Source organism: Arthrobacter sp. GMC3, assembly GCF_002929305.1.
Taxonomy (GTDB): Bacteria; Actinomycetota; Actinomycetes; order Actinomycetales; family Micrococcaceae; genus Specibacter.
On sequence record NZ_PJIO01000011.1, the window covers coordinates 93,000 to 119,602 of the forward strand.

Genomic DNA, 26,603 nt, shown 5'->3' on the forward strand with positions numbered 1-26,603 from the left:
CGGGAGGTCGAAACGGTTTTTCGAACCTGCTAAATCCACCTCGAAAAACCGTTTCGACCTCCTCAGCGTGGGAACTACCGCGTCCGGACCGCGTCGCCTGCGTTGCGGGTCATCAGCGCCGCTTCCACCACCGGAACCAACATGAGCACGCCTAGTACGGCGAAGGTCCACTGGTAGGCGGATTGAGGCGGGGCACCGTCCAACAGGGAATCGGCCGCGCGCAGAATTAGCGCGCCCACGGCCACGCCCAGGCCTGTGGCGATCTGGGCAATCGTGGAAGACAGCGTGTTGGCGTCGGCCATGCGAGCCTGCGGTACATCGGCAAACTGCAGCGTGTTGTAAGCGCTGAAGCCGATGGAGCGCAGCACCCCGCTGGCGAATAGCACAGCGGCAATGAGCGGCAGCGGGGTGTCCGGCCCCAGCAGTGCACACGCGCCCAGGATCAAGGCACCGCCGGCGTTGCTCAGCAGCAGTACATTCCGGAATCCGAAGCGGCGAATGAGGGGCGTGGTGGCGGGTTTAATGAGCACGTTGCCGGCGAATACGGCCATGGTCATCAGTCCCGCCGCGAACGCGCTCCAACCAAACCCGAGCATGAACATCAGCGGCAGTAGGAACGGCACCGCATTGATCACCAGGCGGTAGAGCGCGCCCCCGCCATTACCCACACGGAAAGTGTGGATGCGCAGCGCGCGCAGGTCCAGCAGCGGATGCCGTGAACGCTTGAACCACCACAAAGCACCCGCCCCGGATGCCAGCGCCAGCAGCAGCCAAAGTACGACGCCGACCCAGGGCGTGGGTGCCGAACCCACCTGTTCCAGCCCAATCACCAAGGCGGCCAAGGCGATGCCGCAGAGGATAAATCCAGTCCAGTCGGGCGGCGGCATCTTGTGCGCCTTGATGCTCGGCACCACGCGCAGGGCCACCATGAAGGCAACGATGCCCAACGGTACGTTGATCAAAAAGATCCAATGCCAACTGGCGTAGGTAGTGAGCAGGCCGCCCAGCGCCGGGGCAATCACAGGCGCAATCAGTGCCGGCCAGGTCAGGTAGGCAATAGCCTCCAGGAATTCTTTCCTGTCCGCGTCCCGGAGCACCACCAGCCGGCCCACCGGGACCATGAGTGCCCCGCCCATGCCCTGAAGCATGCGGGCAGCACACAAGAAGGCCAGATTGGGGCTCAGTGCACACAAAAGTGACGCCACGGTAAAAATGGCGATGGCGGCGGTAAACACCCGCCGGGCCCCATACCTTTCGGCAAGCCAGCCACTGATGGGTATGCCCACTGCCAGGGTGATCAGGTAGCTGGTCATGGCCAGATTGATGTCCACCGGCCGCACACCTAGGTCGTCGGCAATGCCCGTGGCCGCGGTGGCGATGATGGTCCCGTCCAAGATTTCCATGAAGTATGTGCCGGCCACCAACAGCGCCAAGGCACGGCTAAAGGAGGGGGTTAGGGACGGCGTCGTACGGGTTCTACTCACCGGCCAAGCGTAACGGCCGCGGGGCCCCGCGCGAGCGAAGCGAGTGGGGGGAGGCCGGTGCGCGGTAACGGCCGCGGGGCCCCGCGCGAGCGAAGCGAGTGGGGGGAGGCCGGTGCGCGGTAACGGCCGCGGGGCCCCGGCCGGGGAGAAGCGAGTGCGCGGAGGCCGGTGCGCGGCAGCCAGTTACATGGCCCGTGATGCAGCTCACACCACCATATGGAAACAAATGCTGCCACTTTCACGCTGACTAACAACGAACACATACTTCGAAACAGAAAGCTGGGCCCGTGAGCGTCGACATCGCATCGGAAATCAACCTGCAGGACGAACTGATTCTTGGCACGGACGCCGCTGACGCCCTGTTCCTGGAAGCCCGCACCGCCAATAGCTGGGCTGAGGATGAGATCAGCGATGAGACTCTTCAGGCCGTCTACGCGCTGACCAAGATGGCCCCGACGGCCATGAACATTCAGCCGCTGCGCGTCTCCTGGATCCGTTCGGCAGAAGCCCGCGAGCGCCTGGTGGCCCACATGGCCGACGGCAACAAGGCCAAGACCTTGACCGCCCCCATGGTGGCAGTACTTAGCTACGACACCGACTGGCATGAACTGATGCCCACTACGGCACCTCACGCCGCCGGCATGGTTCCCACCTTTGCCGCCAACGACGCTCTGCGTCAGGGCATGGCAGCGAACAACGCGCACATCCAGGCTGGCTTCTTCATCATGGCTGCCCGCGCAGCCGGTCTTGCTGCCGGTCCCATGGGCGGCTTTGACGCCGCCGGGATCGACGCCGAGTTCAACGAAGGCACCACCCGCCACGCATTCATGGTGGTCAACCTGGGCAAGCCCAACGGCATTGTTGACCGCGAGCGCCTCCACCGTCTCGACTTCGACCTCGCAACGGAAACGATCTAAGTAGCCGCTCCGCTAAAAAGCTGACCCGCGCACCGTGACCCGATCCCCGAACTTGGGGATTGGAAAAGGGTGGGCGGGTCAGCTTTTTTATCTCTTAGGTCGCCAGCCGTGTTTGTACTCATGGCTCAGCCGACAGGCCCGGTCTCCCTTGGTCGGCGACACCGCATCTTACAGTGGCTGCGACGCACCCTTGTGATCGGAGACTTCTTGCCCAGCGGCTGAGGCTTGCAGGACGCGGCGCTCTTCATTGGCGCGTTCGCGTGCGCGACCTCGGGACGCACCCATCATGAACATGATGATCGCCAGCAGTGCCACGAGCCAAAACACCACAATTCCGGTGATGATCAGCCAAAACGGCATTCGAATGTCTCCTTGAACAGCAATAATTGTATGAGCCCCAATCTGCCTAAGCATACCGGTGCCGTTTGGGAGTCCGCTCCGTGCGCACTGGGAACACGCCGGGAAATTCGCGTAGCCGGTGGCTGCCTTAGACTGGCCACATGAACGCTCAAGCGCCCGCCCCCGTCACTGTCACGGTCACCGGGGCCGCCGGTCAAATTGGTTATGCTCTCTTGTTCCGTATCGCCTCCGGGGCCATGCTGGGTCCGGATGTTCGTATCAAGTTGAACTTGTTGGAGATCCCGCAGGCCGCTCAGGCCGCCGAGGGGACACTGTTGGAATTGCAGGACTGCGCTTTCCCTCTGGTCGCGGGGATGGAGGTCTTTGACGATCCCGCAAAGGCGTTCGACGGCGCCAATATTGGCCTGCTGGTTGGTGCCAGGCCGCGCGGGCCGGGGATGGAACGTGCCGATCTTCTCACTGCCAATGGCGGGATCTTCTCCGTCCAGGGCCAGGCGATCAACGCTGGAGCAGCCTCGAACTTCAAAGCAGTGGTGGTTGGTAACCCGGCCAACACCAACGCACTCATTGCCGCTGCCCACGCCCAGGACATTCCGGCGTCGAGATTTACGGCGCTGACCCGTCTGGACCATGACCGGGCGGTGGCCCAGCTGGCCGCCAAGACCGGATCAGCCGTGTCCCAGATCAGGAACCTTGCTATTTGGGGCAACCATTCTGCCACCCAATACCCCGATATCAGCCATGCCACCGTATCCGGGCGGCCCGCCATGGAACTGGTGGAGAAGGCATGGATCGCCGATGAATTCATTCCACGGGTGGCCAAACGTGGCGCTGAAATCATCTCGGTGCGGGGCGGCTCATCGGCAGCTTCGGCCGCAAATGCGGCCGTTGAACACATGCGCTTGTGGGTGCAAGGCACCCCGGCCGGCGACTGGACTTCCATGGCCGTCCCCTCCGATGGCTCCTACGGCGTACCCGAGGGCATTGTGAGCTCCTTCCCCGTCACCACCGCCGGCGGCGAGTACACGATCGTTCAGGGCCTGGAAATCAACGAGTTCTCGCGGTCACGGATTGACGCTTCCGTTGCGGAGCTGATCTCCGAGCGCGACGCCGTGCAGGGACTGGGGCTGATCTGAGCCATGCCCCGAAAAGAGGAGCCCTGATGACCGCACACTCCCCCACCCATCCCAAAACCATTGACCTCAACGCTGACGTCGGGGAATCCTTTGGCCACTGGCGCCTCGGCGACGATACGGCGATTATGGCCTCGGCGTCGAGCGTGAACATCGCCTGCGGTTTTCACGCCGGAGACCCCACCACTATCCGCCGGACCTGCGCGGAGGCCGCCGCGGCCGGCGTCGTGATTGGGGCGCACCCCGCCTACCGTGACTTGGCAGGTTTTGGCCGGCGCTTCATCGACATGGACCCGGCCGAGCTGAGCGACGAGTTGATTTACCAGATTGGGGCGCTGACGGCCCTAGCCCGGGCCGAAGGCACCCACGTGGCATATGTGAAGCCGCACGGGGCTCTCTACAACGCGATCGTGCACCATACTGCCCAGGCCCAGGCTGTTCTCGACGCCGTCCTGGCCGTGGATCCGACCTTGCCTCTCCTGGTGCCCGGGGATTCTGAGATTGCCCGTCTGGCCGCTGCCGCGGGAGTGAGCACGGTGACGGAGGCGTTCGCGGACCGGGCCTACAACCCGGACGGCTCACTGGTGGCCCGTTCGCACCCCGGCGCTGTCCTCACGCAGGACGCCGCCGTGGCCCAGAGCGTTGGCATTGCGCTGCGCGGGGAGGTGGTTGCCATTGACGGGCGCCCGATTCGTGTTGCGGCGCGGAGCATCTGCGTCCATGGTGACACTCCCGGCGCCGTTGCCCTGGCCGCTGCCGTGCGGCAGGCATTGCAGGACGCCGGTGTGACCATTAGAAGTTTCGTGTAGTGGGCCAGCATCTGCGCATCCTCCCGGTCGGGGATCAGGCCCTGCTGGTGGAACTGGCCGACTTGACCGCGGTCATGGCGCTGCAGGCCTTTCTGGCGTCCAATACCCCTGCGGGAACCGTGGATGTGGTCCCCGCCGCGCGAACTGTCCTGGTCACGGCGTCCTCACCCCGGGCCTTGGCCGGGATTGAGCGTGCCATCCGCGGCGCCGACCTCAGCGCAAGCCGCCAGGCCCATGGCACGCTGGTTACTTTGGAAACCGTGTACGACGGCGCCGAGCTAGCTACCGTGGCGCAGCTGGCGGGCATGGGTGTTCAGGGTCTGGTGGAGTGGCACTCAGGCCAAGAATGGACGGCCGCGTTTGCTGGCTTCGCGCCGGGCTTCATGTACCTGACACCTGAGGTTGCCGGGGTTTCGGTGCCCCGCCGGGCCTCACCGCGCACCGCTGTGCCGGCCGGATCCGTGGCCCTCGGTGGAGAGTTTTCGGCCGTGTATCCTGGCCCGTCGCCGGGAGGCTGGGCCCTGATCGGGCGGACCAACCAGTCCCTGTGGGATCTTTCCCGCCCCGTTCCCGCCCTGATCCAGCCCGGCGACAGGGTGCGGTTCGCGCCTGTGCGGGAAATGGTGACGGTGACCGCCAGTGCCGCCAGCCCCACAATCGCGGTACATGCCCCGGGAGATCATGGCCTGCGGGTGCTGGCCCCGGGCATGCAAACCACTGTGCAGGATCTTGGCAGGGCCGGGTTTGCCGGACTTGGGGTGACCGGCTCCGGGGCCCTGGACAGGGCCGCCCTGCGCCGGGCAAACCGGATGGTAGGCAACGCCGGTTCGGCCGTCACGCAGGGGGCGTCCGGAGCCGCCGGATTGGAGACGGTGGTGGGTGGCATGTCGCTGCAGGCGGTGGGATCGCACGTTGTCGCCGTCACCGGCGGCGCCGTGACCCTGTCAGTATCCAGGGTCTCTGGGCAGCTGCGCGGCGTTCCTACGGACGTTCCGTTCCTGCTGTGCGACGGCGAATCTCTCATGGTCCATGCCGCCCCCGGGGTACCGGGGTTCCGCAGCTACCTGGCCGTTCGTGGTGGCTTGGATGTGCCAGCCGTGTTGGGCAGCCGGGCCACGGACCTCCTCTCGGGAACCGGGCCGGCCCAGATTGCGGCCGGTGACTTCCTGCCGGTGGCACCGGCCCCGCCCGGAAGCGTTGTGGGGTTTCCGGAACCGGGGCCCCCGGTTCCGGATGCCGTCACCGTGCTTCACTTCGTTCCCGGTCCGCGGGCGGACTGGTTTACCACCACGTCCCAGGCGGCGTTTACCGAACAGCGGTGGAGCGTGGGCGCCCAGTCAAACCGCATCGGTCTGCGACTGGAGGGCACTCCGCTTCAGCGTGAGCTCCCCGGAGAGGCATCCGCTGCCGACTCGGAGCTGCCCAGCGAAGGAATGGGCGACGGCGCCATCCAGGTGCCGCCGTCGGGCCTGCCGGTTCTTTTCCTGGCCGACCACCCCGTGACGGGCGGGTACCCGGTGATTGGCGTCGTCGTCCGCGCCGACCTGGACAAGGCTGCCCAACTGGCGCCGGGTCAGGCGGTAACTTTCCGGGCCCTCCCCTAGGAATCCAGGAGTGCGTGCATCTTCTCCAGGGAGGATCCCCAACCCAGGATGGAGTCGCTGAAGTCGAAGCTTTCGACGTCAAAATGCTGTTCCACGGTCATGCGGGTGCCGCCGTCCACGTCCTCGAAGGTGGCCGAGACCGTGACGGCGAAGGGGAAGACATCACCGGGCTCCTCACGCATTTCAAAGCCGTTGGGCGGGTCGATCCGGGTGAACTTCGCGGTGGTGGGGAACTCCATGCTGCCATCAGGCATGACCATGGTGGCCGTCCAGGTGCCACCCACACGGGCGTCGACGGCAACCTTTTCACGCGGGGTATTCAGCTCCTTGGGCCCCCACCACTGTGCCAGCTGATCCGGGTCTGTCCAGGCGGCGAAAACCAGTTCGCGGGGCGCCTTGAAGATGCGCACAATCTTCAGGGTGTTGGTGCTTGCCTCCATGCCTTCGCCAGCGCGTGTGGAGTCTGTGGTGGTGGGTTCGTTGCTCATGATCTAGTCCTCTTTCTGAAGTTGTTCCAAATGGCGTTCCAGCCGGTTGAAGCTGTCATCCCAGAACCGGCGATACCTCTCCATGTAGGCGGTGACCTCCGCAAGCGGGGCCGCCTCGAGCCGGCTGGAGCGCCATTGAGCGGTGCGGCTGCGGGAGATGAGACCGGCGGTTTCCAGCACCTTCAGGTGCCGTGAAATAGCCGGGAGTGAAATGCTGAACGGCTCCGCCAGCTCATTGACCGTGGCCTCGCCCTCGCTCAAGCGGGCAAGAATCGCCCGCCGCGTGGGGTCAGCCAGTGCGCCAAAGATCAAGCTGAGCCTGTCCGTTGCCATTGCGTATTTAACCAATCCGTTATTTAGCTGATGTGTTAAATATAACCTCAGAGTAACCCGCTGTCCAGTGCGTCACTGCATTGATCTAAGACGTCCCGCGTTCGGACTGCAATTTCCGCCAGCCGCCGGCGCGGTTGTTGGCGATGATGGCCCGGAACATGGCCAACAGGGCCGGTTCATTGACGGGATCACCCTCCCTGAATGCCACGGTGCGAGCCGTTTTGTTTCCCTGGCCTGCCGTGATGATGCCGTCGGGGTCCGGGACCATGGCGCCGTCGTACAGGAAAACGTTGAGGTGATCCTTGGCCGCCAGGAAAGCGCAAATGTTTCCATCGAGCACAAAGTATGGCTGGACGGTGCGCTTGATGGTCTCGGCCACCTCGGGGTCGGCCCGATGAACCAGCTCCCGCACATGGGCGCAATACTCCTGTTGCCACGGCGGTAGAGCCGCAATGTAGTCATCCACGCGCGGATCTCTGACGTGGGCCACGGTTGCTACTTCTTCCTGCCCCAGGCAAAGTAGGCGATGGGTCCGGCAAAATTGATGAACGACGCCGCCACCCAAGCGGGCTTGGGGCCGTTGACTTCCAGCGGCGTGCGCTTGGAGAGGTCCCTCAGCGCAGCAAACTGGAGCGCGATCTGCACGCATCCCGCCACAACGATCCTGGTCCTGGCTCGCTTGCTCAACTCGTTCCAACGTTTCTTGGCTGCCATGACGGCTCCTGTCAGGTTGCGGTACGGACGGCCTCAGTCTAGTGCTCCACGGTGGATTCAAACACCCAGGGCAGCTTCGTCATCGTGATTCGGTGGCGGGCACCCGGAGTGGATGGCTGGGGGTGGCTTTCATCCCCACCCCACACGATGCCGTCCGGCGGAGCTGATGCGGGGCCGCCGCCGGTGTCCCGCGGCAAGAAGTGGCTTTCGTAGGAGAACGGCGTGAGTGCCGCGGCCTGGGTCAACGCCTCCTTGACCGTGCTGAACTTGCTCAGGTGGTACAGGGTGACCCAGGTGGGCGGCGCCAGAACCATGGTCCCTGCACCATGCCGAGCCAGGGCTTCGGCGGGAGCCAGCCAGGAGTAGTCGTCGTGTTCACCGGGGTTCAGAACCACCGCCCCGGAAGGAGCTTCAGCGATCAAAAACCAGGTGCGGAAGCGGCGGGGAAGCCGCTGCATGGGCGTCCACAGGGAGAGCTGAACCAGGTCTAAGAGATCCAGTCGCAGGCCGGTTTCCTCGGCCACCTCCCTCAGTCCGGCAGCCTGCGCCGCCGCAACTTCATCCAGCGCAGCACCGTCAGGTTCCACTCGGTCCGCTTCGTCAACCTTGCCACCTGGAAAAACCCAGGCGCCAGCAAATGCGCTGCTCGCACCCGGCCGCTCAAGCATCAACACTTCTAGCCCGGCCGCACCATCGCGCAGCAGAACCACCGTACAGGCATCTTCCAAAGGGGCCAGTGGCCCGTCATTTCCCATGGGCTTACCTTAGTCTCGGAGGCGTTGAATAATGACCATTGCCCCAGACTATACATGCGAGTAGTCTCCTATACATGAGTGCAGTACAAGAAGATCTGACAGCTCGGGCACGGTTGCGGGATGCCGCAATTGAAGGCTTCGCCGCCGGAGGGTTTGATGAATCCCTGCGGGCCATTGCGGCACGGGCGGGCGTTAGCGCTGGCCTGGTCCGCCACCATTTCGGGTCCAAAGAATTGCTCCGCGCCGAATGTGATGCCACGGTTCTTGACCGGTACCGAACGCTTAAGACGGACAGCCTAAAAACCGAACCGGCAGCCCTCTTCGCCCAGTTCCCGTCGTCCCGGGAGTCCGGAATCCTTCTCGTCTACATTCTGCGCAGCGTCCGTGATGGCGGTTCCGCCGGGCGATTGTTCCTCGAGCGCATGGTGGAGGAAGCGCTCGTCTTTACCAAGGGCGCGGTGACCAGCGGGCTGGTGGTGCCCAGTCGTGATGAGGATGCCCGCGTTCGCCTCTTGATCCACCAGGCTATTGGCGGTCTTATTGTGTACTTTGCCATGCGGCCAGATACACCCCTTGACGATTTCGTCTCCGTTATGGAGCAGTTCTACGCGGAGACCATGCTGCCCACCTTGGAGATCTACACGGAGGGCATCTTTACCGACCGCACCTATCTCGAGACCTACCTCGCCTATATTGCCGAAACAAGCAGCACTCCCGCGGATCTTGCGCGCAAAGCACCGTAACGGTTAGGAAGAAATCATGTCCACAAATGTTGCCGCCATTGAAGTCCTCGGGCTGCGCAAGCAGTTCGGACAGACCACCGCCCTCGACGGCCTTGACCTGGTGGTTGAGCAAGGAATCGTTGCAGGATTCCTGGGCCCGAACGGGTCCGGCAAATCAACCACCATCCGCATACTTCTGGGCCTGCTGCGGTCCGGTGGGGGAACCGCACGCTTGCTGGGAGGGGATCCGTGGCGCGACGCCGTGGACCTGCACCGGCGCATCGCCTACGTGCCAGGGGACGTGAGCCTGTGGCCCAACCTGACCGGAGGGCAGGCCATAGACATCCTTTCCCGGTTGCGTGGCGGCGTGGACACGGCCAAGCGCGACGCCCTGCTGGCCAGATTCGATCTGGACCCCACGAAGAAGGCTCGCAGCTATTCCAAGGGAAACCGGCAAAAAGTGGCACTTGTCGCGGGCCTTGCCTCCGACGCCGAACTCCTGATCCTCGACGAGCCGACGTCGGGCCTGGACCCTCTCATGGAGGAGGTCTTCACCGAGTGCATTCGCGAGGTGAAGGCCCAAGGTCGCAGCGTGCTGCTCTCCAGTCACATCTTTGCCGAGGTGGAAAAGCTATGCGACACGGTGACGATCATCCGCGATGGCAAGACCGTTGAGGCCGGGCGGCTGGAGGAGTTGCGCCACCTGCACCGCACCATGGTCTCCGTGGTGCTGGATCGCGACGCGTCCGTGCTGGCCGCAGTCACCGGCGTGAACGACCTCGTCACGGACGGCAACAAGGCCACCTTCACTGTTGGCGAGGCCGAACTTGGCGGTGTGCTGGCTGCCATCGCCGCTTACTCCCCCCATTCCTTGATTTCCAGCCCGCCGTCACTGGAGGACCTGTTCCTTCGCCACTACGGCGGCGTTGGCAAGTTCGCCGAAACCACAGTGGGGCAGAAGGCGGGTGCGCGATGAGCATCGCAACAGCCCACACCCATGCCGTGGCACTCCCTGCGAGCCGTTCCGGGACCCTGACCGGTTTCTGGGCCAGCGTACGGTTCATTGTGCGACGCAACTGGATCCGGCTGATTGTGTGGGCGGTGGTGCTGGCGGCCATGATCCCGGTGGTTTACAACTCCCAGCAAGAAGCCTTCCCAACCCAGGCGGCCCGAGACGCCTACGCCCAGGTGGCTAACACCCCGGCGGTCGCGGCCATGACCGGATTGCCGTACGCAGCCGGTTCACTGGGCGGCATCCTGGTTATCAAAATTTGGATGACACTGGCAATCGCCTTGGCTTTCGCCTCCATCTTTCTGGTTACCCGCAATGGCCGGGCCGATGAGGAGGCTGGACGGACAGAGATGCTGCGCTCCTCGGCGTTGGGTCGGCATGCGTTCAGCCTGGCCAACTATGCCGTGGTGGGCGGCTTGAGCGTTGTCGCTGGCGCTCTCATCTCGTTGCTGTGCCTGGCGGAGAAGCTGCCCACGGCCGGCTCGCTGGTCATGGGCGCCTCGATCGCCGGGGCCGGGTTGGCGTTCGTGGGTGTGTCCGCGATCTGCGGACAGCTCAGCGCGACAAGCCGCGGCGCCAATACGCTCGGCGTCGCCATATTGGCCGTGTTCTATTTCATCCGGGCCGCCGCAGACCTTCAGGCCAAGGGGGCACAGGTTAGCGCCATCAGCTGGTTCTCCCCGATCGGCTGGGCCCAGAACATGCGGCCCTTCGGGCAGGACACCTGGTGGCCGTTGCTGGCGCTCTTGGCACTGGCGATTGCCGGTTGCGCCGTGGCGCTGCGCATTGAAACACACCGGGATATGGGCATGGGCATCTTGCCCGAACGGAGGGGTTCCGCGCGGGCAAGCGAGTTTCTGACGCACCCCGTAGGGCTGGTTCTGCGACTCCAGCGAGCTCCGCTGATCAGTTGGATGCTTGGCGCCGTCGTGGCAGGGTTGTTCTTTGGCGGCGTGGCACAGGCCATGACGACGGCCCTGGAACCGTCGAGCGCCTTCGCCAAGGCTTTTGCCGGAGACTCCTCCAACATGCTCGACGGTATCCTTGGAATCTTCGTGCTGTTTACAGCCCTGCTGGCCGGGGCCTTCGCGGTGCAATGCGTTACCGGGGCCCGCACCGAGGAGGCAGAAGGCAGGCTTGAGTCGCAACTAGCCGGGGCATTGTCACGGTCCAGGTGGCTGTGGGCACACGTTCTGGTGGCTGCCGTGGGATCCGCATTGATGCTGCTGCTGGGCGGCTACCTTACGGGGGTGGCTTCCAACGGTGCGGCCACGGGTTCGCAACTGGCCGGGGCGGCGTTCGCGTATTGGCCGGCCGTGTTGCTCATGCTGGGTGTGCCGCTCTTCCTGCAGGGTTTCCTGCCACGCCTGAGTACCAGCCTGGCGTGGGCCATTTACGGGATCTCCGTGGTGATCGCCATGTTTGGCGGGCTGTTTTCACTCTCCGAATCCGTCATCAGTGCCACGCCGTTTGGCGCCGTCCCCCGGCTGATGACGGAAAACTTCACGGTTCTGCCCCTTCTGGTGCTGTCCGTCATCGCGGTGGCCCTGGCAGTGCTGGGATTTTGGCGTTTCAGCAACCGCGATATCACCCCGGCGTAACCAGGTCCTCCACGCCCTCATGGCCTGCGCCTAGAGCCGGAACCCCGCAGTCAGCTTTTCGCCATCAGGTGCTGTGATGCTCAGCGTGAGCAGGCCCTCCGTCTCGACTAATTCGGGGCAAAGTTGCGCGCCGACTACGGCCTGCGCCACGGCGGGGTCTCCCGAAAGGACCACCAGGGACGCCGTCACGCTACGATTCCCGCTGTGGACGCCCCTAAGCCAGGGCGTCAGGGTATCCTCGGCCATGGGGTTGGTGCCTGAGGAAGGCTCCGCACCACTCTCCTCGTAGCCAAGAACGGGAAGCAGCCAGCTGGACACTGGCTTTTCACAGGCATCCGTCCCGACGGCGTAGCCGCCTTCTCTAAGAATGGCTGTCGTCCCCGTCTGCGACTCCACCACATGAACGCGGAGTTCCCACGGTCCCCTGACGGCGGTTGCCGAGGTGATGGTCCACGACGAATCTGATTCGCTATCGTCATCGCCCCACACGGGCCGGTGGGCACTGACTAGAGTGTCCGGCGTCGTACTGGTCCGCCGGTGAATGACGGTGCGGCGGGACGGTTCGCCGTGGGCATCGATCACGGCGATGTGATTATCCAAGGGTGCCCGGAAATCGGGAGCCGTGTGGCTGGAAAAGGCGAAGCGTGAGTAGTGCGGGTCATCCCCGGTCGAAATGCCCGGCTGATTGTCGCTCCCGTGGTTGGCGAGCCGGACAACGCCGTCGGCTTTAGTTGTGGAAAGCACAAAGCCCGGAGCGGCCAGGACGCCGGTAAAGTCGGAGATTTCCACCGGCGCGGGCGATTCCTGCGCTGTCCAGACCGGATGATCTGCAGGCAGCAACAGGCCAAGAAACCCCTTGGACGTCCAGTAGGGAGACGCGGGGCCGGAGTAGCTTTGAACCATGGGCCCGAACGCGCCAAACCAACCGCCGTGCAGCAGGCCATTCTCGTCAAAGGCGCCGCCGTCGTTAAAGTAGCGCAACGCCCCACTGGCCAAACGCCTGCTCACACCAGGCTCCACAGGTGTTACGCCGAGCATCTCCCCTAGCCAAAGGGGCGCCGTGGCGCCGAAGCGATACATCAGCGAGCGTCCTTGGAACACGGGCGCACCATTGGTGCCGAAGAAGCGCACGTAGCGTTCAAGGTAGCTACGCAGACGGTCCCGGTAAAGTTCCAGTTTCAAGGCGGCCAGCTCGGGCACGCGGTCCTTGGCCATCATGGTCCAGAGCACCGGATACAGCTGCATGGCCCAGCCGGAGTAGTAGTCAAAGCGTTGGCCATCACCGTCGGTGTACCAACCATCGCCCACGTACCAATCCTCCAGTCGGGCCAAGCCATTGGTGATGTCTTCTTCTTCGAACGACCGCCCCGTGGAGGCAATAAATTCCTGCACCATTACCTTGAACATGACCCAGTTGTTATCTGGAATAACCACACCCACGGAGGCGCTCAACCACGCGATGACGTTATCCTGCTCTTGCAGTGTCAGCGTGTCCCAGAGCCAGACGCGGCTCAGATGCAAACCAAGAACCAACGACGCCGCCTCCACCAATGCCTGCCGCGTCACATCAATGCGTGGCCAGGGTTGGGCGGAGCCGGGATCAGTTCCGGCAATGAGGCCGCTGCGGTAGAACGTCAGATGCCCGTGCGGATCGTGGCCCTTCTCGCCAGCAACCCGGAACGCGGCAAGAATGAAGGTCCGGGCAAAGCCCTCCAACCCGTCCGAAATGGGCCCCGACCAACTGGCGGTACCGGGCAGATTGATAAACGCATGATCCGGTGAGGCAAACGGCCGCACGGCCCGCAACTGGGCATCGGCGGCATGCAGCCAATGGTCTCGGGTGTAGCCAGTAATGGGGCTAAGCTCCCTGTTGTCATCGGGCATGGCGACCATGGCTGCTCCTTCGCGTCTGAAATTCCTCTCCCCGCACTCTACCGGGAAAGCCCTTTCCCGGTAGAGTGCGGGGAGATACTCAAGCTTTTGTTACCCAGTACCTTCGCATCTGATGGTCACGTGTCGGCGTGTTCTGGCAAGTCCCTATTGCCAAAGAAAAAGTTCAGCACTTTCTGCACCAAACGCCAGCCCGCGGTGCCAAGATTGAGCCATGGGAAACAGTATCGACTTCACCGCTGCGGGACAGTCTTTTCGGGCGTACAGGGCAGAACCAGTGGGGCCCGCACGCGGGGCCGTTGTGGTGATCCACGAAATTTGGGGGCTCACCGATCACATCAAGGACGTGACGGACAGGTTCGCGGCGGCCGGCTACCTTGCGGTGGCCCCGGATCTGATGGACCTAGCCGGACTGGATGCCGCCCTACTTGCCGAACTCGGGGCAGACCGCTCCGATCCTGCGAAACTCGCCGCTGCCCAGCCGAAAATCAGGGAGGCCACAGCCCCCCTGCGCTCCCCGGAGAAAGCTGTGGCGATCCAAGCCGGTGCCGCCGCGGTGTTCGACTATCTTCACGCAACCGCCGAAGGGGCCGGAAGAACCGCCGTCGTTGGGTATTGCTTCGGTGGAACCTATTCGTTTGCCCTGGCGGTCTCGGAGCCGCGACTGGCAGGGGCCGTGCCTTTTTATGGCCATGCGAACTACACGGCTGCGGAGCTGGCTGACATCACGTGCCCGGTTCTTGCCTTCTACGGCGAGGATGACCATCCCCTGACGGACGGTCTGCCGGAGTTGATCGCGCGCATGAAGGAAGCCAAAGTGGACTTCAAATACACTGTTTTTTCTGGTGCCGGCCACGCTTTCTTCAACGACACCAACCCGCAGACGTACCGGGTCGAATCGGCCGCGATTGCATGGCAGGAGACACTGGAGTTCCTAGCCAAGCACCTGAATTACCCCGGCCGTCTGGCCAGCTGACGCCCTTTAGGGACGCTGGCCGGTCTCGTAACTGTTCAAAGTCGCTGCCAGCAGATCAAGAAAATCATCCACCTGGTCTTGGACGTATCCCTCACGGAACTTCGTCGAGGAGATGCGGGCATCGACCACGGCCTTCGCGGTCAGTTCGCCCGCCCTGCCCGCTTCCCAGTTCTGCAAAGTCGTTCGGGCCTTCTCCATAAGCGCGTCCACGTCCGCCATGGCGTAGCCCTCACGGAACTTCGTGGCTTCAAAGCGAGTCTTTGCAATTTCTGAACTGTGCATGTTTCTGCCTTAGCTTCCGGAGACGAGCTGGCGCTGTCCGCGATTGACCATCCTAGGGTCAACACTAGTCCGGGGCGGCGCACATGCAGGTTTTTCACCCACGCCCCACCCTTCCAAAATGGAACCGCCAGAAACTTTGAGATACCGTCGATGATGGGTGCCCTGGTGCCGGACACTCCTCAAGGGAAAGGGCAAGCTGTGCGATTGGGTGCAACCGTGCTGCGTGGTTTGTCCCGTTCATTGATCCTTGGTGCCAGCGTATTTGGCCTGTTGGCGGTCTTGCTCATCACTTCGACGGCGAGTCCGGCTATCTTCTCTGGCCACCACATGAACGCAGGGATGGAACCATCCTCCGCGGTTTCCAGCGATATCCCTGACGCTTTCGAGGCGCCCGCGGCGGCTCTTCAACCCGATGTTTGCGTTTGCAACCCCCTTTGCACGGCCACCCATGATGTGGACGCCCTGCAAAACCTTTCTGTTCCGGCCCCCGGTTCCCCCGGCCAGATCAAATCCAGCCAGCACGACGCCGGTACCCCGCGGCCTGGACCGGCACGGGCCGGGCCCGCCTCTGGCGATCGCACCTTCTACCCAAGGTGCTCCTCCCTAACCCAGCTCTCCATCAGCCGCATTTAGACGGATGGGTGTTTCACGCACCCACTTTCTATCCCGGACCGGTCCACCGACCGGCCTCACTGCTGACCTTTTTGGAGTTGTCATGACCTTTCGCACGCCCTTTTCCACCGCCACTTTCACCGCACGCCGAGCCTGCGCAGCCGCACTGGCTGCTACCGCACTAGCGTTGTCAGGATGCGCGTCACCTGCGCCGGAATCGGCCTCAACGTCCTCAGGGGCAACAGCGGAATCCCCCTACTCACATGTGCACGGAATATCGGTTGACCCGGGCACCAAAACCATTCTGATCGCCACCCATGACGGCCTGTACGACGTCACCGCTCAGACGCCCGTCAAGCTCAGTGAAACCATCGACCTGATGGGTTTCTCTACCAAAGGCTCGGTCCTGTACGGTTCCGGCCACCCCGGAAAGGGCTCAACGTTGCCCGAACCCGTGGGGCTGATCAAGTCCGTCGACAACGGAAAAAGTTGGGAGCAGTTGTCCCGTCAAGGAGAGTCCGACTTCCACGCGTTGACCACCACGGCGTCCGGCTTGGTGGGCTTTGAAGGAAAATTGCTCACCACTTCCGACGGCGTCACCTGGCAAGAGGTGGGCACCCAGTTCCAGCCAGCCGTGCTCGCGGGCACTCCCACCAGCGACGTCGTACTGGCAACCACCCAGCAGGGCCTACTGCGCTCCACAGACTCGGGTAAGAGCTGGAGCCCTGTCCCCCAGGCGCCGTTGATGCAGTTCATCAGCTTTGCCGGGGCGGGTGAGAACATGGCCACCACCATGGCAGGCATCGCCCCCGACGGCGCCGTCTACGTTTCCGCCGACGCCGGCCTCAGCTGGGCCAAGACGGGCGCCATCAGCGGCGAGGTGGAAACCATCACGGCTCTGGAAACCTCACCGGGCAAGCCGACCATCTGGGTTGCAACAACGGCCGGCGTGGTGGTTTCCACGGATTCTGGTGCCACCTTCACCCCAGCCTCCCGCTAGATACTCCCCCACCCGTCGCGGCGGGCCGCTCGGAACCTAGCTACCGGCGGCAGCGGCGAGCATCGCCTTGGCCAGCGGCCCGCCGGTGACGGCACCGAGGTCCCCGTCCTCAACAAACACTGCCACGGCAATGTCTCCCTGGGCGGCGATCACCCAGGAGTGGGTGCGAGGCGGCGTGTCGGTGCCGTATTCGGCGGTTCCTGTCTTGCCGATCGCGGGGGCGCCTGGCAGGTCGGCCAGAATTCCCAGGTAGCCGTCGGTCACCACTGCCCGCATCAGGGTGCGCAGGTCGCCGGCCTCCTTCTCGGTCAAGGGGGCACCGCCGGCCGCGGTGGACTTTCCATCATGGCCGTCAACGAGCTGCGGAATCACCGGGGTCCCCTTGACCACGGTGGCCATCAGGGTTGCCATGGCCAGCGGGGAAACTTGCACCTTGCCCTGTCCGATCATGGATGCTGCATGTTCTGTTCCGGTGGAGTCCCGCGGCACGGCTCCGGTGAACGCGTCAAGGCCAAGATCGTTGGTCATGCCAATGCCGAGCGCTCCGGCTGCGTCCGCCAATTTGTCCTGCGCCAACTTATCGAACTGCGAAACAAACGCCGTATTGCACGAGTGCGCCACGGCGGTGGTCAGCGGAATCTCCCCGGTGGCGGATGCGGCATAGCCGGGGGCGTTGAAGAACTTCTTTCCGTCAGCGGTAAATTCGGGGGTGCAGCTGACAGTGGAGGTGGGGGTCATCCCCAGGCGGAAGAGTCCCAGCGAGGTGGCAATCTTGAAGGTGGATCCGGGCGCATATTGTCCCAGGAATGCGGTGTTGTAGCCGTTGCTGTCGGGTCCGTTTGCCGAGGCGAGGATCGCACCGGTGGATGGGCGCAGCACCACAATGGAACTCGGTGTTTTCACGGAGGCCAAGGCGTCCTCGGCGGCCGTCTGCAGGGTCGGCACCAGCGTGGTCTTGACGTCCTTGCCGTTCACCGGCGCCGCTTGAAACAGCACGCGTGCTGGCACGGTTCCAGCCGCAGGTGAGGGGCTAGCAGTCGGGGAAGCGCCGGATGCGGCGGGGGCCGGTGCCGTGGCAAGGACGCTAATCCCGGGAGTGCCGGCAAGTTGTGCATCAAAGGAGGCCTGCAAGCCGCTGGACCCAACGGTCTGCCCCGCAACCACCTGGCCCTTGGATTTTTCAATGTCCTCAGCCGTGGCATCGTGGACCGTGCCCAGAAGGGCTTGGGCAAATGTGCGCGACGGCGCCAGCGGCATGGTTCCGGGAGTGGCCAGGAAGCCCTTGATCGCCTTTAGCTGTCCTTGATCTAGTGCTGCAAAGGCTTCCTCGCGCAAGGTGATGGCGTCCACAAACGCCACCGGACCGTAGGCCTTGACCTTGGCCAGGTAGGTGGCCGGGTCAATGCCGACGACGGCGGCCAACGCGTTCGCTGAGGCTTCCGCCTCAGCGTCACTGAGGCCGTCCTTGTTGATGCCAACAATTCTGACGGGGCGGTCGGTAACGATCGGCGTCCCGTCCCCGGCCAGGATGCCCGCCCGCTGTCCGTACTGGGTGTCGATTTTCAGCCGTTCCCCGGCCTTCAAGCTTGGCTCGAGCATTTCGGGGGTCCAGGTGATGGTCCAGGCGTTGCCGTTGCGCTTCATGTCGGCGCCAGTCTTGTACGTCCAGGGCTTGGCCAGTTTGGGAATGTTCCAGGAGTAGTTCAAGGAAACCCGTGCAGTGTCGCCGTCACCTGCCACGACGTTGTCCACGCTCACCTGGGGCCACACCGGATCGATGCCCTTGGCGAGTTCGGTCAGCTCCTTTTGGACGTCGGCGCCCGGCTTGTCGAAACTGACATCACCCACCGTGTGTGCGGTGAGGGCTGCTGCGAGCGCCTTGGCGGTTCCGCTGCCGTCATCCTTGGCCGGTGTGCACGCTGCACCGGTGAGAACGAGGGCTAGGACTGCTAGCAAAGCTGAGACGCGACGAATCATGAACTCCCTGACGTTGATTTGTGCTCCAGCCTACCCATAGCAGTACACAATGCCGTTCAGGCGCACGAACCGGTGGCAGGCTGGAGAGCTGCTAGAGGCTAAAATTGTTGGTCAGCAACCGCCACCAGCAAGGAGATCCACCCGCATGGCCAAGAAGAAACCCTGGAACTGGGTGGGGACACTGGGCTGCACCGTTTTGATTGCTCTTTTTGTCGCGGGCGGCATCATGGGCGTGTCCAAGAGCATGACTGACGCGGACAGGACTGCCGCCCTTGAGAGCGCTGACACCACGCTGCACGAGGTTTCTGGCACGGTGGCTAAAGTGGGGACCGGCGGAAAATCCAGCAGCAGGATCATCCACGTGGCGTTCACAACTCGTGACGGCGTCCCCGTCTCAACACGTGTCTACACAGCCGGAAGTAACAGGAACTACGCCAAAAATCAGCGGGTTGGGGTGGTGTACGCGGCTCAAATGCCCGAGGCCGCCCGGCTGGCAGTCGACCCAGGAAGGCCATACACCCTGTCGGGGAGAATAGTTTCGGCAGTGATCGGTTGGGCCATCGCGCTAGTTCTGGTGTGGCTGGCCATCCGGGACATCTGGCCCCGCGCCAAGAAGCACCGTTCCCGGAAACCTCGGGCGCCCCGCCGGGGGCGGAAGGTCCACTCCAGACGGTAAGTCCCGTACAGAATCCTTAGCCGCCGCTGACCGCGATTACTCCAGGGTTCTCGGCGTCGAACATGAGCCTGCGGTTGGCGATCTTGTCGGTGAAGAAGCGGTCGTGGCTGACCACCAGGACGGCGCCGGGGAAATGCAGGAGGGCGCGCTCCATGACCTGCGTGCTGGACATGTCCAGGTGGTTGGTGGGCTCATCGAGCACCAATACGGAGGCGCCGGATAAAAGGCACTGGGCCATGGCAACACGGGCCCGCTGGCCACCGGAGAGGTTGCCGATCTTTTGCTTGAGGTCGGCCTCTGAGAATTGGAACATGGCGAGGAACCTGTTCACTGACTTTTTGGTGGCTGTCAGGGCCAGGCTGTCGGGCATGGCGTTCACGGCGTGAGTGACGGTGTCATCCGGGTCCAGCTCATCCAGGAGCTGGTTGTAGGAGACCAGCCCGCCTCCCTTGGCCCAGGTCACGTAGCCGGAATCGGCGGCCTCTTCCCCTGTCAGGGCGCGCAGCAGCGTGGACTTTCCCGAGCCGTTGGAGCCTAGGACCACAATCCTGTTGCCGCGGCGGATCTCAAAGCTGAGGTCGCTGAACAGCGTCCGGTCCCCGTATGCCTTGGTCAGCGATTCGACCCGGCACAGCACGTCCTTGACGTGCAGGCCACCGTAGATCTCGGTGATGATCTTGTCCACGGGCCGCGGCGCGCGGGACTTCTTAATCTTGGAGAGCTTTGAATCCAACCCTTTGGACGCAGCTTTGGCGGCCTCGCGGCGATCTGAGATTCCTTCGGATTCAAACGCCAGCAGCTCGGATTCGTGCATGAACTGGCTTTCCAGCGTCTTCAGGCGGAATTGCTTGGCCACCACGTATTCGGCAAAGTTGCCGGGGTACTCGTGCAGGTGGAAGTTCTCCAACTCGATGATGCGGGTGACCACGGCGTCGAGGAACTTCCTGTCGTGGGAGACGATGATCGCCGCGCCCTTGAAGTTCTTGAACCAGCTTTCAAGCCATTCCACCCCGGCCACGTCGAGGTAGTTGGTGGGCTCATCGAGCAGAAGCACGTCGGGGGCCTCGAGCAGGATCTTGGCGAGGGCTGCACGGTTGCGCCAGCCCCCGGAAAGCTCGTCGATGGCGCACACCCGGTGGGCCTCGTTGAAGCCCAGGGTAGTCAGGACCTTGTCGATGTTGCGCTGGTAGTCCCAGCCATCCAGCCGGTCCATGTCCGCAAAGAGGTCTGACTGGCGGTGGATCAGCTTGTCCATCTCCGCCTCCGACTGATCCACGGCCAGTGCGGCGTCAATGCCTGCCAGTTCCGTCTCGATGTCCTTCACATGCGCGAAGAGTTCCTCCAGCACCTCAAGGATGGTGGAGGACCCGTTGAGTTCGGAGAACTGGGAGAAGTAGCCAATCTTGGTGCCCAGTTCCACGTTGACGGTGCCGGTGTCCGGCTCAACCTGGTCCATGACGAGCTTGAGCAGGGTCGATTTGCCCGAGCCGTTCTTGCCGATCATGCCCACCCGGTCGCCGGCTTCGAGCTTGAAGAACGCCTCGCGCAGCACCTGGACCTTGTCAAAGCGCACGCTGACATCGTTCAAACGGATCAAGCTCATGGGTGTGGTCCTCTTATGGCAAGTGATGGGGCAGGGAAAACACCCATCTCCACTTTACCGCCCAGGGCGCTGTGACTACTTCAATGCCCGGGCCGCGGTGCGTGTGAAGGACCACCGCAGCACTGGGTCAAGGATCCCGCCGAATCGAAGCAGGACACGAGTCGCCGTGTCTGCGGTGATGTTCGGGGTATTGCGCCCGATTCCCCGGGCCAGCGCGGCGGCAACAATTTGTGCCGGCATGGGCTTGATTGCCCCGGAAATCGCGGCCGTTTCAGGGGGCTTGCGCAAATTCTCCGCGGCGAAGCCGGGAGTGTCGGTGTCTGGCGGGTACAGAACGCTCACATTCACCCCAGCCGGAGCCACCTCGTAGCGCAGCGAATCGGCCAGGCCGCGAATGGCATATTTGCTGGCACCGTAGGCGGTATAGCCCGGTACCCCAATGACGCCGGCCGTTGAACTCACCAGGACCACATGGCCGGATCCTTGGGCAACCATTCCTGGCAGGACCTTACGAAGGGCCGCCACCGCGCCGTGAAGGTTGAGCCGGAATTGTTGCTCAAATTCTGCGTCGGGAACCTCCAGGAATCTTCCGGGCAATGCCGTTCCGGCACAACACACCAAAACGTCGCACTGGCCGTTGGCCGCCGTCAACGCGTCGATGGCGGCGCTCAGCGATTGTTCATCGGCGGCGTCTGCACTGCGCCAGGAAACTCCTGCTCCAAGGCCCTCGGCCCGTTCCTTGAGTGCCGCCTCGCCGCGGGCAATCAGCGAAACCCTGGCCCCGGCGTCGTACGCTTCTTTGGCAAACGCGGCCCCGATTCCCTGCGAACCTCCGGTGATAATGACGTGGGCACCGCGCAGTTTGGTCATGGGTGAGATTATAGGCGCCGCCGGTTCCGGCCAGGGCCCTGTTCGTGGGAAACTTCGAGGGGGTCATGAGAGCAAATAAGGGAGCGCACCATGAATGAGGTTATCGGGAGTCTGCTACCCCTCGGGCTGGCGGTGGCGTTGAGCCCCTTTCCGATCATCATGGTGGTCTTACTGCTGGGATCGGCCCGCCCCAGGGGCAACGGCCTGGCCTTTCTGGGCGGCTGGCTCGTGGGCATTGCCGCGATTATCGCAATCCTGACATTTGCCATCGACGCCCTGGAGGATTCCGGGGCCAGCGAACCGAACGTCGTGGTGGGTGTCCTGAGAATTCTCCTTGGCGTTGCCCTTTTGGTCATGGCTGCCCGGAAGTTCATCAAGCGCTTTGGCCCGTCCGACGACGGCGGCCTCCCTGGCTGGATGGCCTCCGCCAGCAGCTACTCCCCCGGGCGCAGCTTCGGCATGGGACTGGTGCTCTCCGCCGCGAATCCCAAGAACCTGGCCCTCACGGCCGCAGGCGGAATAGCCATCGGGGAAGCCGCCTTCAGCATCACGCAAGAGCTGTGGGCGGCGTTGACCTACCTACTGATAGCTTCCGTGACAGTTCTGGTTCCGGTGTCCGGCTACCTGATCGCACCGCAGAAAATGGGCGTTCCCTTGGGACATGTCATGGCGTGGCTGCGCGTGAACCACGCCATCATGACCGGGCTGTTGCTGCTGGTCTTCGGATTTGTCTTGATCGGAAACGGGATCGGCAGCTTCTAGTGAGGCGCCTTACTCCGCTTGCGAAACAAGGTCGAATCCAGCGTTGCCATCACAGATGGAGGTGATCTTAAGGGTGTAACCCCTAAACGTAATCTCCTCCCCGAGCTTCAAACCCTTGAAATCCTGCGTCGTGGCCGGTTCCGGCAGACCGGCAAAGAGAGACAAGAAAACCGTCGCCGGATCTTGATCCTCATGAGTGCCCCCTAGTCGAACCAGTGGCGTGTAGTCACGGCCCTGAATGGAATCGGGAAGCAAGGGGTTTGAACCATTCACGGCTAGAGAAAAACTGTAATTGCCCAGCCCCGTACAACTGACGGAACTCGCTGAATCGTTGCTTGGAGAACAGGCGGCGATGCTGGCAAGAACAGCGGTTGCCGCCAGGAATCCTGCCATGAGGCGTCTGGTGCCGGGCACAAAACCGCCGCCGCGGCCCAAGGTTTTGCCTCCCCTGCGAGAATCCTTCACGCGTTCAACCCCGTTGTTTGTCGTCAAAGTAGACCCCCACAACAAAACACTAGAGTTATCCGCTTGAAAACTCGATGGGGAGCTGTGCCCATCGCCGAAGGGCCCGTCACCGGGAGGAATGTGTATCAGCGTGGACCACTGGACGCCCGGGGCAGGAGGTCTAGGGGGACCCCACCCCGGGCGTCGTGCTTGTTCTAGCCGTTGGGGCGGCTGGGGATGTACTGGACCGCCCACTTGTTGCCGTCTGGATCAGCGAAGTTTACAAAGTGACCCCAGGCCTGAATGTCGACGTCGCTGACGTCCACGCCGTTGGCCTTGAGCTGGGTGTGCGCGGCCTGAATGTCGCTGACTACCATTTGCAGGCTGGGGGCGCTGCCGGGAGGGGCATCGGTCAGGCCCTCGCCAAAACAGATGGAGCAGGCGGAACCCGGCGGGGTCAGCTGCACAAAGCGGATTCCCTCCATGGGGCGTTCGTCAAAGTCGGCGTGGAAGCCCACCTTGTTCACATAGAAATCCTTGGCGCGGTCCACATCGGACACGGGGACAAACACAAGTTCAAGTTTCCAGTCCATGCGCCAAACGCTAGCCCTCTACGCCGCTACGCGGAAGAGTTGCGCGCTTCTTGACCCGGATGTTTAGCCAAGATCATCCCCTAAGGGGAGGTTTCAGCGGACTGGAGCGAGCGCAGAAAAAGTGGAATCAAAGGGTCCGTGCTCTCAGCAAGCCATGCGATTCCAATGCTCCAGCGCGCCGAGTCCAGATCAAGGGGAACTACTTTCACGCCGTCGGGCACTATGGCGCTTGTGCTGGCAGAGACCACGGCGGAACCCACCCCGGCGGCGACCAATGCCAGCACCGTCAGCAGGTCCGAGCTTTCCTGAAGAACTCCCGGACTGGCACCCAAGTCGGTGAACAGTTGCTGGGTTTGCGCGGTGAGGCCCGGGCCTCGAGCCGGAATGAGCCTGATGAGCTGGCGCGCCTGGAGCCAACTGGCCAGCGCTTGCCGGCTGAGTCGGGGCGTCGATTCACCGAAGGGAATGGCCAGGGCAAGCCCGTCGTGGTGAACCACTTTGCTTGCCAGACCGGCCGGAGCGGGCAGCCGAATGAACCCAACGCTGAGCCTGCCCGTCCGGATTGCCTCGGCTTGGGCCTTGGAGGACATATCCTCCAAGGAGATGTCGACGCCGGGATGGCGGGCACGGAAGGTAGCCACGGCGCGGGGTGCCACCTCGAGTGCCGACATGCCGAAGCCGACCGTGAGCAGCCCCTCGGTTCCTGCGGCCAGGCGCTTCATCCGGCGCTCCAGCGCGTCTGCACGTTGAAGGAGTTCCGTGGCATCAGTAATGAGTGCTTCACCGGCGGCCGTCAGCGCAGCACCGTGCCGGCCGCGGGAGAAAAGAACAGTGCCGAGTTGGCGCTCCAGCAGTTGAATCTGCTTGGTCAGCGCCGATTGCGTGGTGGAGAGTTCCGCGGCGGCATGGCCAAAGTTTTGTTGCTGTGCGACCTCAACAAAGGCTCGCAGGAGGCGTATCTCCATGGCATACCTTTCTTTAGCTTTCCCTGTCATTCTATTCCACAATGGAATTGAATTTTGCGAATAATTCATTAGACAGAATGGATTGGGTGGCGCGAGCATGGGGGTAGTCAACGTCCAAGGAGAAGTTCATGTTCACCCATTCCACTCCCGTTTTGCGCGCTGCCGCCATCCAATTTGAAGCGGTCCCCGACGATCCCATGGCAAACCTGGCCACCATTGTGCGGCTGGCTACGGAGGCCGCCAGGGCCGGAGCCCAGCTCATTGCCTTTCCGGAGATGTGCCTGATTGGATACTGGCATCTGCGCAGGCAAACACCCCAACGGCTACTGGAACTGGCCGAGTCCGAAAATGGCCCGCACGTCAGCACGGTGAGGGAACTTGCCAGCACGCTGGGAGCTGGCATCGGCGTCGGATTTCTGGAACTTGGCGACGACGGCCGGCTCTACAATTCCTATTCATTCTGCCTTCCGAACGGGGAGGTGCACACGCATCGCAAGCTCCATGCCTTTGAACATGCAGCCATCGACAGTGGCTCGGAATTCACCGTTTTCGACACCCCTTGGGGAATCAGGGTGGGCATCTTGATTTGTTGGGACAACAACCTGGTGGAGAACGTACGGGCCACGGCGCTGCTGGGCGCCACCGTCCTCGTTGCGCCGCACCAAACAGGTGGCACGGACTCAGCCAGCCCACGCGGGATGAAGCCCATCCCCGTTGAGCTTTGGGAGAATCGCAAAAGCGACCCGGGTGCCATCGAGGCCGCTTTCAAGGGCCCGCATGGCCGCGGCTGGCTCATGCGCTGGCTCCCCGCCCGTGCCCACGACAACGGCCTCTTTGTGGTTTTCAGCAATGGGGTGGGCCGCGACGACGACGAAATTCGCACCGGCAACTCGATGCTCATCGACCCCTACGGGAAGATCATCGCCGAAACCTGGGCGGCCGGGGAGGCCGTGGTGATCGCAGACCTTGAGCTGGACCTCATTCCCCGCTCCACCGGCAGACGCTGGATGAGGGGGCGCCGGCCAGAGCTCTACACCTTGTTGACCGAGCGGCGTGGCAACGAATTGGGTGCCCGCGATGCCCGCTTCTCTCGAGAGCCCGTAGACGTGAAGTCGCCAGCGGTTTACTAGCCGGCTACCTCTGCCACTGGCTCGGAATCCAGGTTGTTGAAGGTGTAGAGGTGGACGCCCGCTGGGGGATGTGGCAGGGACGTCAAGGCCCTGATGAGCTCCCCCGACTGGTAGCGGCTCCCGATGAGCAGGCTCCGGCTAAGCGCACCTTTGCCGCTGATGAACTTCAACGAACTGCCTACCCCGATCTTCGCGGCCAGCAGGAGAAGCTTTGTCCGGGGGACATTTCCGGCAACGCCGGCCAAAACAGGGAGTCCTACGCCCTCGGTGCGCAAGGTGTCCATGTAGTCTCCAATGACCGCCGGTGAGAAGCACATCTGGGTGACAATGTGGCTGGCTAGCTCCTGCTTGGCCTGCAGGGATTCCAGTAGCTGGTTGTCGGAGATGGCCGGGTGCCCCTCCGGGTACCCGGCCACGCCCATCGTGAGGGTGTTGGCGCTCAGTTCCGCGATTTCACGCATCAGGCTCTCACCGGACGCGAACGGCCCGGCCGGCTGGGCCTTATCCCCGCCAATCACGAAGACTTCCGTGATGCCGGAGGTGGTGCACGCCCGCACAATGCTGGCCAACTGCTCGCGCGATTCAATGGACCGTGCGGCAAGGTGCGGCACGGCGTTGAATCCGTGACCAGCCAGCATTTGCGCCGTGTCCATGGTGCGTTCCACGCCGTGGTGAGGAAGACAGGTCACGGTGACGGTGGCACCGGCGGGGACCTGCGCCCGCACCGCCGCGACGATGCCGTCGGTGGGGATGATTTCCAGGCGGGTAGGGAGCATCACGGTTCCTATTTAGAGTGAGCGGGTCTAGTGGGATTCAATCAGGGATGCTGCTTCTTGGCGGGTGTGGCCGGCGTCTTCGATGCCGTCGGCGATGTGGGCGAGGTGTTCGGGG

29 protein-coding genes are annotated in these 26,603 nt (G+C 63.1%); 13 read left to right on the forward strand and 16 right to left on the reverse strand.

Annotation, left to right across the window (positions count from 1 at the left end):
- Positions 1–74 precede the first annotated feature (74 nt).
- Positions 75–1,484 (reverse strand): MFS transporter, encoded by a 1,410-nt coding sequence (locus tag CXQ94_RS16770; RefSeq protein WP_258067146.1) that lies wholly within the window; start codon positions 1,482–1,484, stop codon positions 75–77.
- A gap of 287 nt (positions 1,485–1,771) precedes the next feature.
- On the opposite strand from CXQ94_RS16770, the gene CXQ94_RS16775 reads away from it, so the two are divergent.
- Complete coding sequence (locus CXQ94_RS16775) at positions 1,772–2,401, forward strand: malonic semialdehyde reductase (protein ID WP_258067148.1); 630 nt, start codon at positions 1,772–1,774, stop codon at positions 2,399–2,401.
- A 168-nt stretch (positions 2,402–2,569) separates the two neighbouring features.
- On the opposite strand, the gene CXQ94_RS16780 is transcribed toward CXQ94_RS16775, so the two are convergent.
- Entirely contained in the window at positions 2,570–2,761 is a 192-nt protein-coding gene (locus CXQ94_RS16780) for a hypothetical protein (RefSeq protein WP_104091717.1), read from the reverse strand.
- A gap of 140 nt (positions 2,762–2,901) precedes the next feature.
- Between CXQ94_RS16780 and CXQ94_RS16785 the strand changes: the two genes are divergently transcribed.
- Genes CXQ94_RS16785 through CXQ94_RS16795 form a run of 3 tightly spaced genes read left to right on the forward strand, consistent with a single transcriptional unit; the run spans position 2,902 to position 6,307 of the window.
- Positions 2,902–3,897: a malate dehydrogenase gene (locus CXQ94_RS16785; protein WP_104091718.1), complete on the forward strand. Its 996-nt coding sequence runs from the start codon at positions 2,902–2,904 to the stop codon at positions 3,895–3,897.
- 26 nt (positions 3,898–3,923) lie between these two features.
- Positions 3,924–4,703 (forward strand): LamB/YcsF family protein, encoded by a 780-nt coding sequence (locus CXQ94_RS16790; RefSeq protein WP_104091719.1) that lies wholly within the window; start codon positions 3,924–3,926, stop codon positions 4,701–4,703.
- Complete coding sequence (locus CXQ94_RS16795; protein ID WP_258067149.1) at positions 4,703–6,307, forward strand: urea amidolyase family protein; 1,605 nt, start codon at positions 4,703–4,705, stop codon at positions 6,305–6,307. The genes CXQ94_RS16790 and CXQ94_RS16795 overlap by 1 nt, the downstream gene beginning before the upstream one ends.
- Here CXQ94_RS16795 and CXQ94_RS16800 read toward each other — a convergent pair.
- The 5 genes from CXQ94_RS16800 to CXQ94_RS16820 form a co-directional block, all read right to left on the reverse strand.
- Positions 6,304–6,795 (reverse strand): SRPBCC domain-containing protein, encoded by a 492-nt coding sequence (locus CXQ94_RS16800; RefSeq protein WP_146070336.1) that lies wholly within the window; start codon positions 6,793–6,795, stop codon positions 6,304–6,306. The two genes, CXQ94_RS16795 and CXQ94_RS16800, sit on opposite strands and share 4 nt — an antisense overlap.
- A 3-nt stretch (positions 6,796–6,798) precedes the next feature.
- Positions 6,799–7,128: a helix-turn-helix transcriptional regulator gene (locus tag CXQ94_RS16805; RefSeq protein WP_104091720.1), complete on the reverse strand. Its 330-nt coding sequence runs from the start codon at positions 7,126–7,128 to the stop codon at positions 6,799–6,801.
- A gap of 85 nt (positions 7,129–7,213) precedes the next feature.
- Positions 7,214–7,618 carry a DUF1801 domain-containing protein gene (locus CXQ94_RS16810; protein WP_104091721.1) on the reverse strand — a complete coding sequence of 135 codons (405 nt, stop codon included), beginning with the start codon at positions 7,616–7,618 and terminating at the stop codon, positions 7,214–7,216.
- Between the two features lie 5 nt (positions 7,619–7,623).
- Entirely contained in the window at positions 7,624–7,842 is a 219-nt protein-coding gene (locus tag CXQ94_RS16815) for a PLDc N-terminal domain-containing protein (RefSeq protein ID WP_104091722.1), read from the reverse strand.
- A 38-nt stretch (positions 7,843–7,880) separates the two neighbouring features.
- On the reverse strand, positions 7,881–8,597 hold the full coding sequence (locus CXQ94_RS16820; RefSeq protein WP_104091723.1) for an NUDIX hydrolase: 717 nt from the start codon (positions 8,595–8,597) through the stop codon (positions 7,881–7,883).
- Positions 8,598–8,671: 74 nt separating this feature from the next.
- Between CXQ94_RS16820 and CXQ94_RS16825 the strand changes: the two genes are divergently transcribed.
- Genes CXQ94_RS16825 through CXQ94_RS16835 form a run of 3 tightly spaced genes read left to right on the forward strand, consistent with a single transcriptional unit; the run spans position 8,672 to position 11,932 of the window.
- Positions 8,672–9,340 (forward strand): TetR/AcrR family transcriptional regulator, encoded by a 669-nt coding sequence (locus CXQ94_RS16825; protein ID WP_104091724.1) that lies wholly within the window; start codon positions 8,672–8,674, stop codon positions 9,338–9,340.
- A gap of 16 nt (positions 9,341–9,356) precedes the next feature.
- Entirely contained in the window at positions 9,357–10,295 is a 939-nt protein-coding gene (locus CXQ94_RS16830; RefSeq protein ID WP_104091725.1) for an ABC transporter ATP-binding protein, read from the forward strand.
- Positions 10,292–11,932: an ABC transporter permease gene (locus CXQ94_RS16835; protein WP_104091726.1), complete on the forward strand. Its 1,641-nt coding sequence runs from the start codon at positions 10,292–10,294 to the stop codon at positions 11,930–11,932. The genes CXQ94_RS16830 and CXQ94_RS16835 overlap by 4 nt, the downstream gene beginning before the upstream one ends.
- A 30-nt stretch (positions 11,933–11,962) precedes the next feature.
- Here CXQ94_RS16835 and CXQ94_RS16840 read toward each other — a convergent pair whose 3' ends face one another.
- Positions 11,963–13,825 carry a DUF2264 domain-containing protein gene (locus CXQ94_RS16840; protein ID WP_104091727.1) on the reverse strand — a complete coding sequence of 621 codons (1,863 nt, stop codon included), beginning with the start codon at positions 13,823–13,825 and terminating at the stop codon, positions 11,963–11,965.
- A gap of 211 nt (positions 13,826–14,036) precedes the next feature.
- On the opposite strand from CXQ94_RS16840, the gene CXQ94_RS16845 reads away from it, so the two are divergent.
- A complete protein-coding gene (locus CXQ94_RS16845) occupies positions 14,037–14,798 on the forward strand; it encodes a dienelactone hydrolase family protein (protein ID WP_104091728.1) in 762 nt (253 codons plus the stop codon).
- Between the two features lie 6 nt (positions 14,799–14,804).
- On the opposite strand, the gene CXQ94_RS16850 is transcribed toward CXQ94_RS16845, so the two are convergent.
- Complete coding sequence (locus tag CXQ94_RS16850; RefSeq protein WP_219817078.1) at positions 14,805–14,996, reverse strand: DivIVA domain-containing protein; 192 nt, start codon at positions 14,994–14,996, stop codon at positions 14,805–14,807.
- Between the two features lie 282 nt (positions 14,997–15,278).
- Between CXQ94_RS16850 and CXQ94_RS16855 the strand changes: the two genes are divergently transcribed.
- Both CXQ94_RS16855 and CXQ94_RS16860 read left to right on the forward strand, forming a co-directional pair.
- A complete protein-coding gene (locus CXQ94_RS16855) occupies positions 15,279–15,713 on the forward strand; it encodes a hypothetical protein (protein ID WP_146070337.1) in 435 nt (144 codons plus the stop codon).
- Between the two features lie 82 nt (positions 15,714–15,795).
- Positions 15,796–16,692: a F510_1955 family glycosylhydrolase gene (locus CXQ94_RS16860; RefSeq protein ID WP_104091731.1), complete on the forward strand. Its 897-nt coding sequence runs from the start codon at positions 15,796–15,798 to the stop codon at positions 16,690–16,692.
- Positions 16,693–16,728: 36 nt separating this feature from the next.
- Here the strand turns inward: CXQ94_RS16860 and CXQ94_RS16865 are convergent, their stop codons facing one another.
- Positions 16,729–18,669, reverse strand: a complete 1,941-nt coding sequence (locus tag CXQ94_RS16865; protein WP_104091732.1) for a penicillin-binding transpeptidase domain-containing protein — start codon at positions 18,667–18,669, stop codon at positions 16,729–16,731.
- Between the two features lie 145 nt (positions 18,670–18,814).
- On the opposite strand from CXQ94_RS16865, the gene CXQ94_RS16870 reads away from it, so the two are divergent.
- On the forward strand, positions 18,815–19,345 hold the full coding sequence (locus CXQ94_RS16870) for a hypothetical protein (protein WP_104091733.1): 531 nt from the start codon (positions 18,815–18,817) through the stop codon (positions 19,343–19,345).
- A 16-nt stretch (positions 19,346–19,361) separates the two neighbouring features.
- Here CXQ94_RS16870 and CXQ94_RS16875 read toward each other — a convergent pair whose 3' ends face one another.
- Positions 19,362–20,948 carry an ABC-F family ATP-binding cassette domain-containing protein gene (locus CXQ94_RS16875; RefSeq protein ID WP_104091734.1) on the reverse strand — a complete coding sequence of 529 codons (1,587 nt, stop codon included), beginning with the start codon at positions 20,946–20,948 and terminating at the stop codon, positions 19,362–19,364.
- A gap of 75 nt (positions 20,949–21,023) precedes the next feature.
- Positions 21,024–21,818 (reverse strand): SDR family oxidoreductase, encoded by a 795-nt coding sequence (locus tag CXQ94_RS16880; RefSeq protein ID WP_104091735.1) that lies wholly within the window; start codon positions 21,816–21,818, stop codon positions 21,024–21,026.
- A 90-nt stretch (positions 21,819–21,908) separates the two neighbouring features.
- On the opposite strand from CXQ94_RS16880, the gene CXQ94_RS16885 reads away from it, so the two are divergent.
- Positions 21,909–22,580, forward strand: a complete 672-nt coding sequence (locus tag CXQ94_RS16885; RefSeq protein WP_104091736.1) for a GAP family protein — start codon at positions 21,909–21,911, stop codon at positions 22,578–22,580.
- A gap of 9 nt (positions 22,581–22,589) precedes the next feature.
- Here the strand turns inward: CXQ94_RS16885 and CXQ94_RS23100 are convergent, their stop codons facing one another.
- The 3 genes from CXQ94_RS23100 to CXQ94_RS16900 all read right to left on the reverse strand — a co-directional run bounded on the left by CXQ94_RS23100 (position 22,590) and on the right by CXQ94_RS16900 (position 24,582).
- Positions 22,590–23,072, reverse strand: a complete 483-nt coding sequence (locus CXQ94_RS23100) for a hypothetical protein (RefSeq protein ID WP_258067152.1) — start codon at positions 23,070–23,072, stop codon at positions 22,590–22,592.
- A gap of 167 nt (positions 23,073–23,239) precedes the next feature.
- A complete protein-coding gene (locus tag CXQ94_RS16895; RefSeq protein ID WP_104091737.1) occupies positions 23,240–23,617 on the reverse strand; it encodes a glyoxalase superfamily protein in 378 nt (125 codons plus the stop codon).
- Between the two features lie 80 nt (positions 23,618–23,697).
- Positions 23,698–24,582 carry a LysR family transcriptional regulator gene (locus CXQ94_RS16900; RefSeq protein ID WP_104091763.1) on the reverse strand — a complete coding sequence of 295 codons (885 nt, stop codon included), beginning with the start codon at positions 24,580–24,582 and terminating at the stop codon, positions 23,698–23,700.
- 128 nt (positions 24,583–24,710) lie between these two features.
- Here CXQ94_RS16900 and CXQ94_RS16905 point away from each other — a divergent pair, with 128 nt between their 5' ends.
- Positions 24,711–25,712: a nitrilase family protein gene (locus CXQ94_RS16905; protein WP_104091738.1), complete on the forward strand. Its 1,002-nt coding sequence runs from the start codon at positions 24,711–24,713 to the stop codon at positions 25,710–25,712.
- Here the strand turns inward: CXQ94_RS16905 and CXQ94_RS16910 are convergent.
- Positions 25,709–26,488, reverse strand: a complete 780-nt coding sequence (locus CXQ94_RS16910) for a methylenetetrahydrofolate reductase (protein WP_258067153.1) — start codon at positions 26,486–26,488, stop codon at positions 25,709–25,711. The genes CXQ94_RS16905 and CXQ94_RS16910 overlap by 4 nt on opposite strands.
- Between the last annotated feature and the right edge of the window lie 115 nt (positions 26,489–26,603).

What these genes read in the sequence shown, in the direction of transcription:
- CXQ94_RS16830 (WP_104091725.1), top strand. Translation starts at nt 9,357, where the DNA reads ATGTCCACAAATGTTGCCGCCATTGAAGTCCTCGGGCTGCGCAAGCAG.
- CXQ94_RS16850 (WP_219817078.1), bottom strand. Translation starts at nt 14,996, where the DNA reads ATGGAGAAGGCCCGAACGACTTTGCAGAACTGGGAAGCGGGCAGGGCG.
- CXQ94_RS16835 (WP_104091726.1), top strand. Translation starts at nt 10,292, where the DNA reads ATGAGCATCGCAACAGCCCACACCCATGCCGTGGCACTCCCTGCGAGC.
- CXQ94_RS16880 (WP_104091735.1), bottom strand. Translation starts at nt 21,818, where the DNA reads ATGACCAAACTGCGCGGTGCCCACGTCATTATCACCGGAGGTTCGCAG.
- CXQ94_RS16790 (WP_104091719.1), top strand. Translation starts at nt 3,924, where the DNA reads ATGACCGCACACTCCCCCACCCATCCCAAAACCATTGACCTCAACGCT.
- CXQ94_RS16825 (WP_104091724.1), top strand. Translation starts at nt 8,672, where the DNA reads ATGAGTGCAGTACAAGAAGATCTGACAGCTCGGGCACGGTTGCGGGAT.
- CXQ94_RS16900 (WP_104091763.1), bottom strand. Translation starts at nt 24,582, where the DNA reads ATGGAGATACGCCTCCTGCGAGCCTTTGTTGAGGTCGCACAGCAACAA.
- CXQ94_RS16780 (WP_104091717.1), bottom strand. Translation starts at nt 2,761, where the DNA reads ATGCCGTTTTGGCTGATCATCACCGGAATTGTGGTGTTTTGGCTCGTG.
- CXQ94_RS16845 (WP_104091728.1), top strand. Translation starts at nt 14,037, where the DNA reads ATGGGAAACAGTATCGACTTCACCGCTGCGGGACAGTCTTTTCGGGCG.
- CXQ94_RS16805 (WP_104091720.1), bottom strand. Translation starts at nt 7,128, where the DNA reads ATGGCAACGGACAGGCTCAGCTTGATCTTTGGCGCACTGGCTGACCCC.
- CXQ94_RS16865 (WP_104091732.1), bottom strand. Translation starts at nt 18,669, where the DNA reads ATGATTCGTCGCGTCTCAGCTTTGCTAGCAGTCCTAGCCCTCGTTCTC.
- CXQ94_RS16820 (WP_104091723.1), bottom strand. Translation starts at nt 8,597, where the DNA reads ATGGGAAATGACGGGCCACTGGCCCCTTTGGAAGATGCCTGTACGGTG.
- CXQ94_RS16885 (WP_104091736.1), top strand. Translation starts at nt 21,909, where the DNA reads ATGAATGAGGTTATCGGGAGTCTGCTACCCCTCGGGCTGGCGGTGGCG.
- CXQ94_RS16815 (WP_104091722.1), bottom strand. Translation starts at nt 7,842, where the DNA reads ATGGCAGCCAAGAAACGTTGGAACGAGTTGAGCAAGCGAGCCAGGACC.
- CXQ94_RS16840 (WP_104091727.1), bottom strand. Translation starts at nt 13,825, where the DNA reads ATGGTCGCCATGCCCGATGACAACAGGGAGCTTAGCCCCATTACTGGC.
- CXQ94_RS16785 (WP_104091718.1), top strand. Translation starts at nt 2,902, where the DNA reads ATGAACGCTCAAGCGCCCGCCCCCGTCACTGTCACGGTCACCGGGGCC.
- CXQ94_RS16870 (WP_104091733.1), top strand. Translation starts at nt 18,815, where the DNA reads ATGGCCAAGAAGAAACCCTGGAACTGGGTGGGGACACTGGGCTGCACC.
- CXQ94_RS16905 (WP_104091738.1), top strand. Translation starts at nt 24,711, where the DNA reads ATGTTCACCCATTCCACTCCCGTTTTGCGCGCTGCCGCCATCCAATTT.
- CXQ94_RS16860 (WP_104091731.1), top strand. Translation starts at nt 15,796, where the DNA reads ATGACCTTTCGCACGCCCTTTTCCACCGCCACTTTCACCGCACGCCGA.
- CXQ94_RS16910 (WP_258067153.1), bottom strand. Translation starts at nt 26,488, where the DNA reads ATGCTCCCTACCCGCCTGGAAATCATCCCCACCGACGGCATCGTCGCG.
- CXQ94_RS16875 (WP_104091734.1), bottom strand. Translation starts at nt 20,948, where the DNA reads ATGAGCTTGATCCGTTTGAACGATGTCAGCGTGCGCTTTGACAAGGTC.
- CXQ94_RS16895 (WP_104091737.1), bottom strand. Translation starts at nt 23,617, where the DNA reads ATGGACTGGAAACTTGAACTTGTGTTTGTCCCCGTGTCCGATGTGGAC.
- CXQ94_RS16800 (WP_146070336.1), bottom strand. Translation starts at nt 6,795, where the DNA reads ATGAGCAACGAACCCACCACCACAGACTCCACACGCGCTGGCGAAGGC.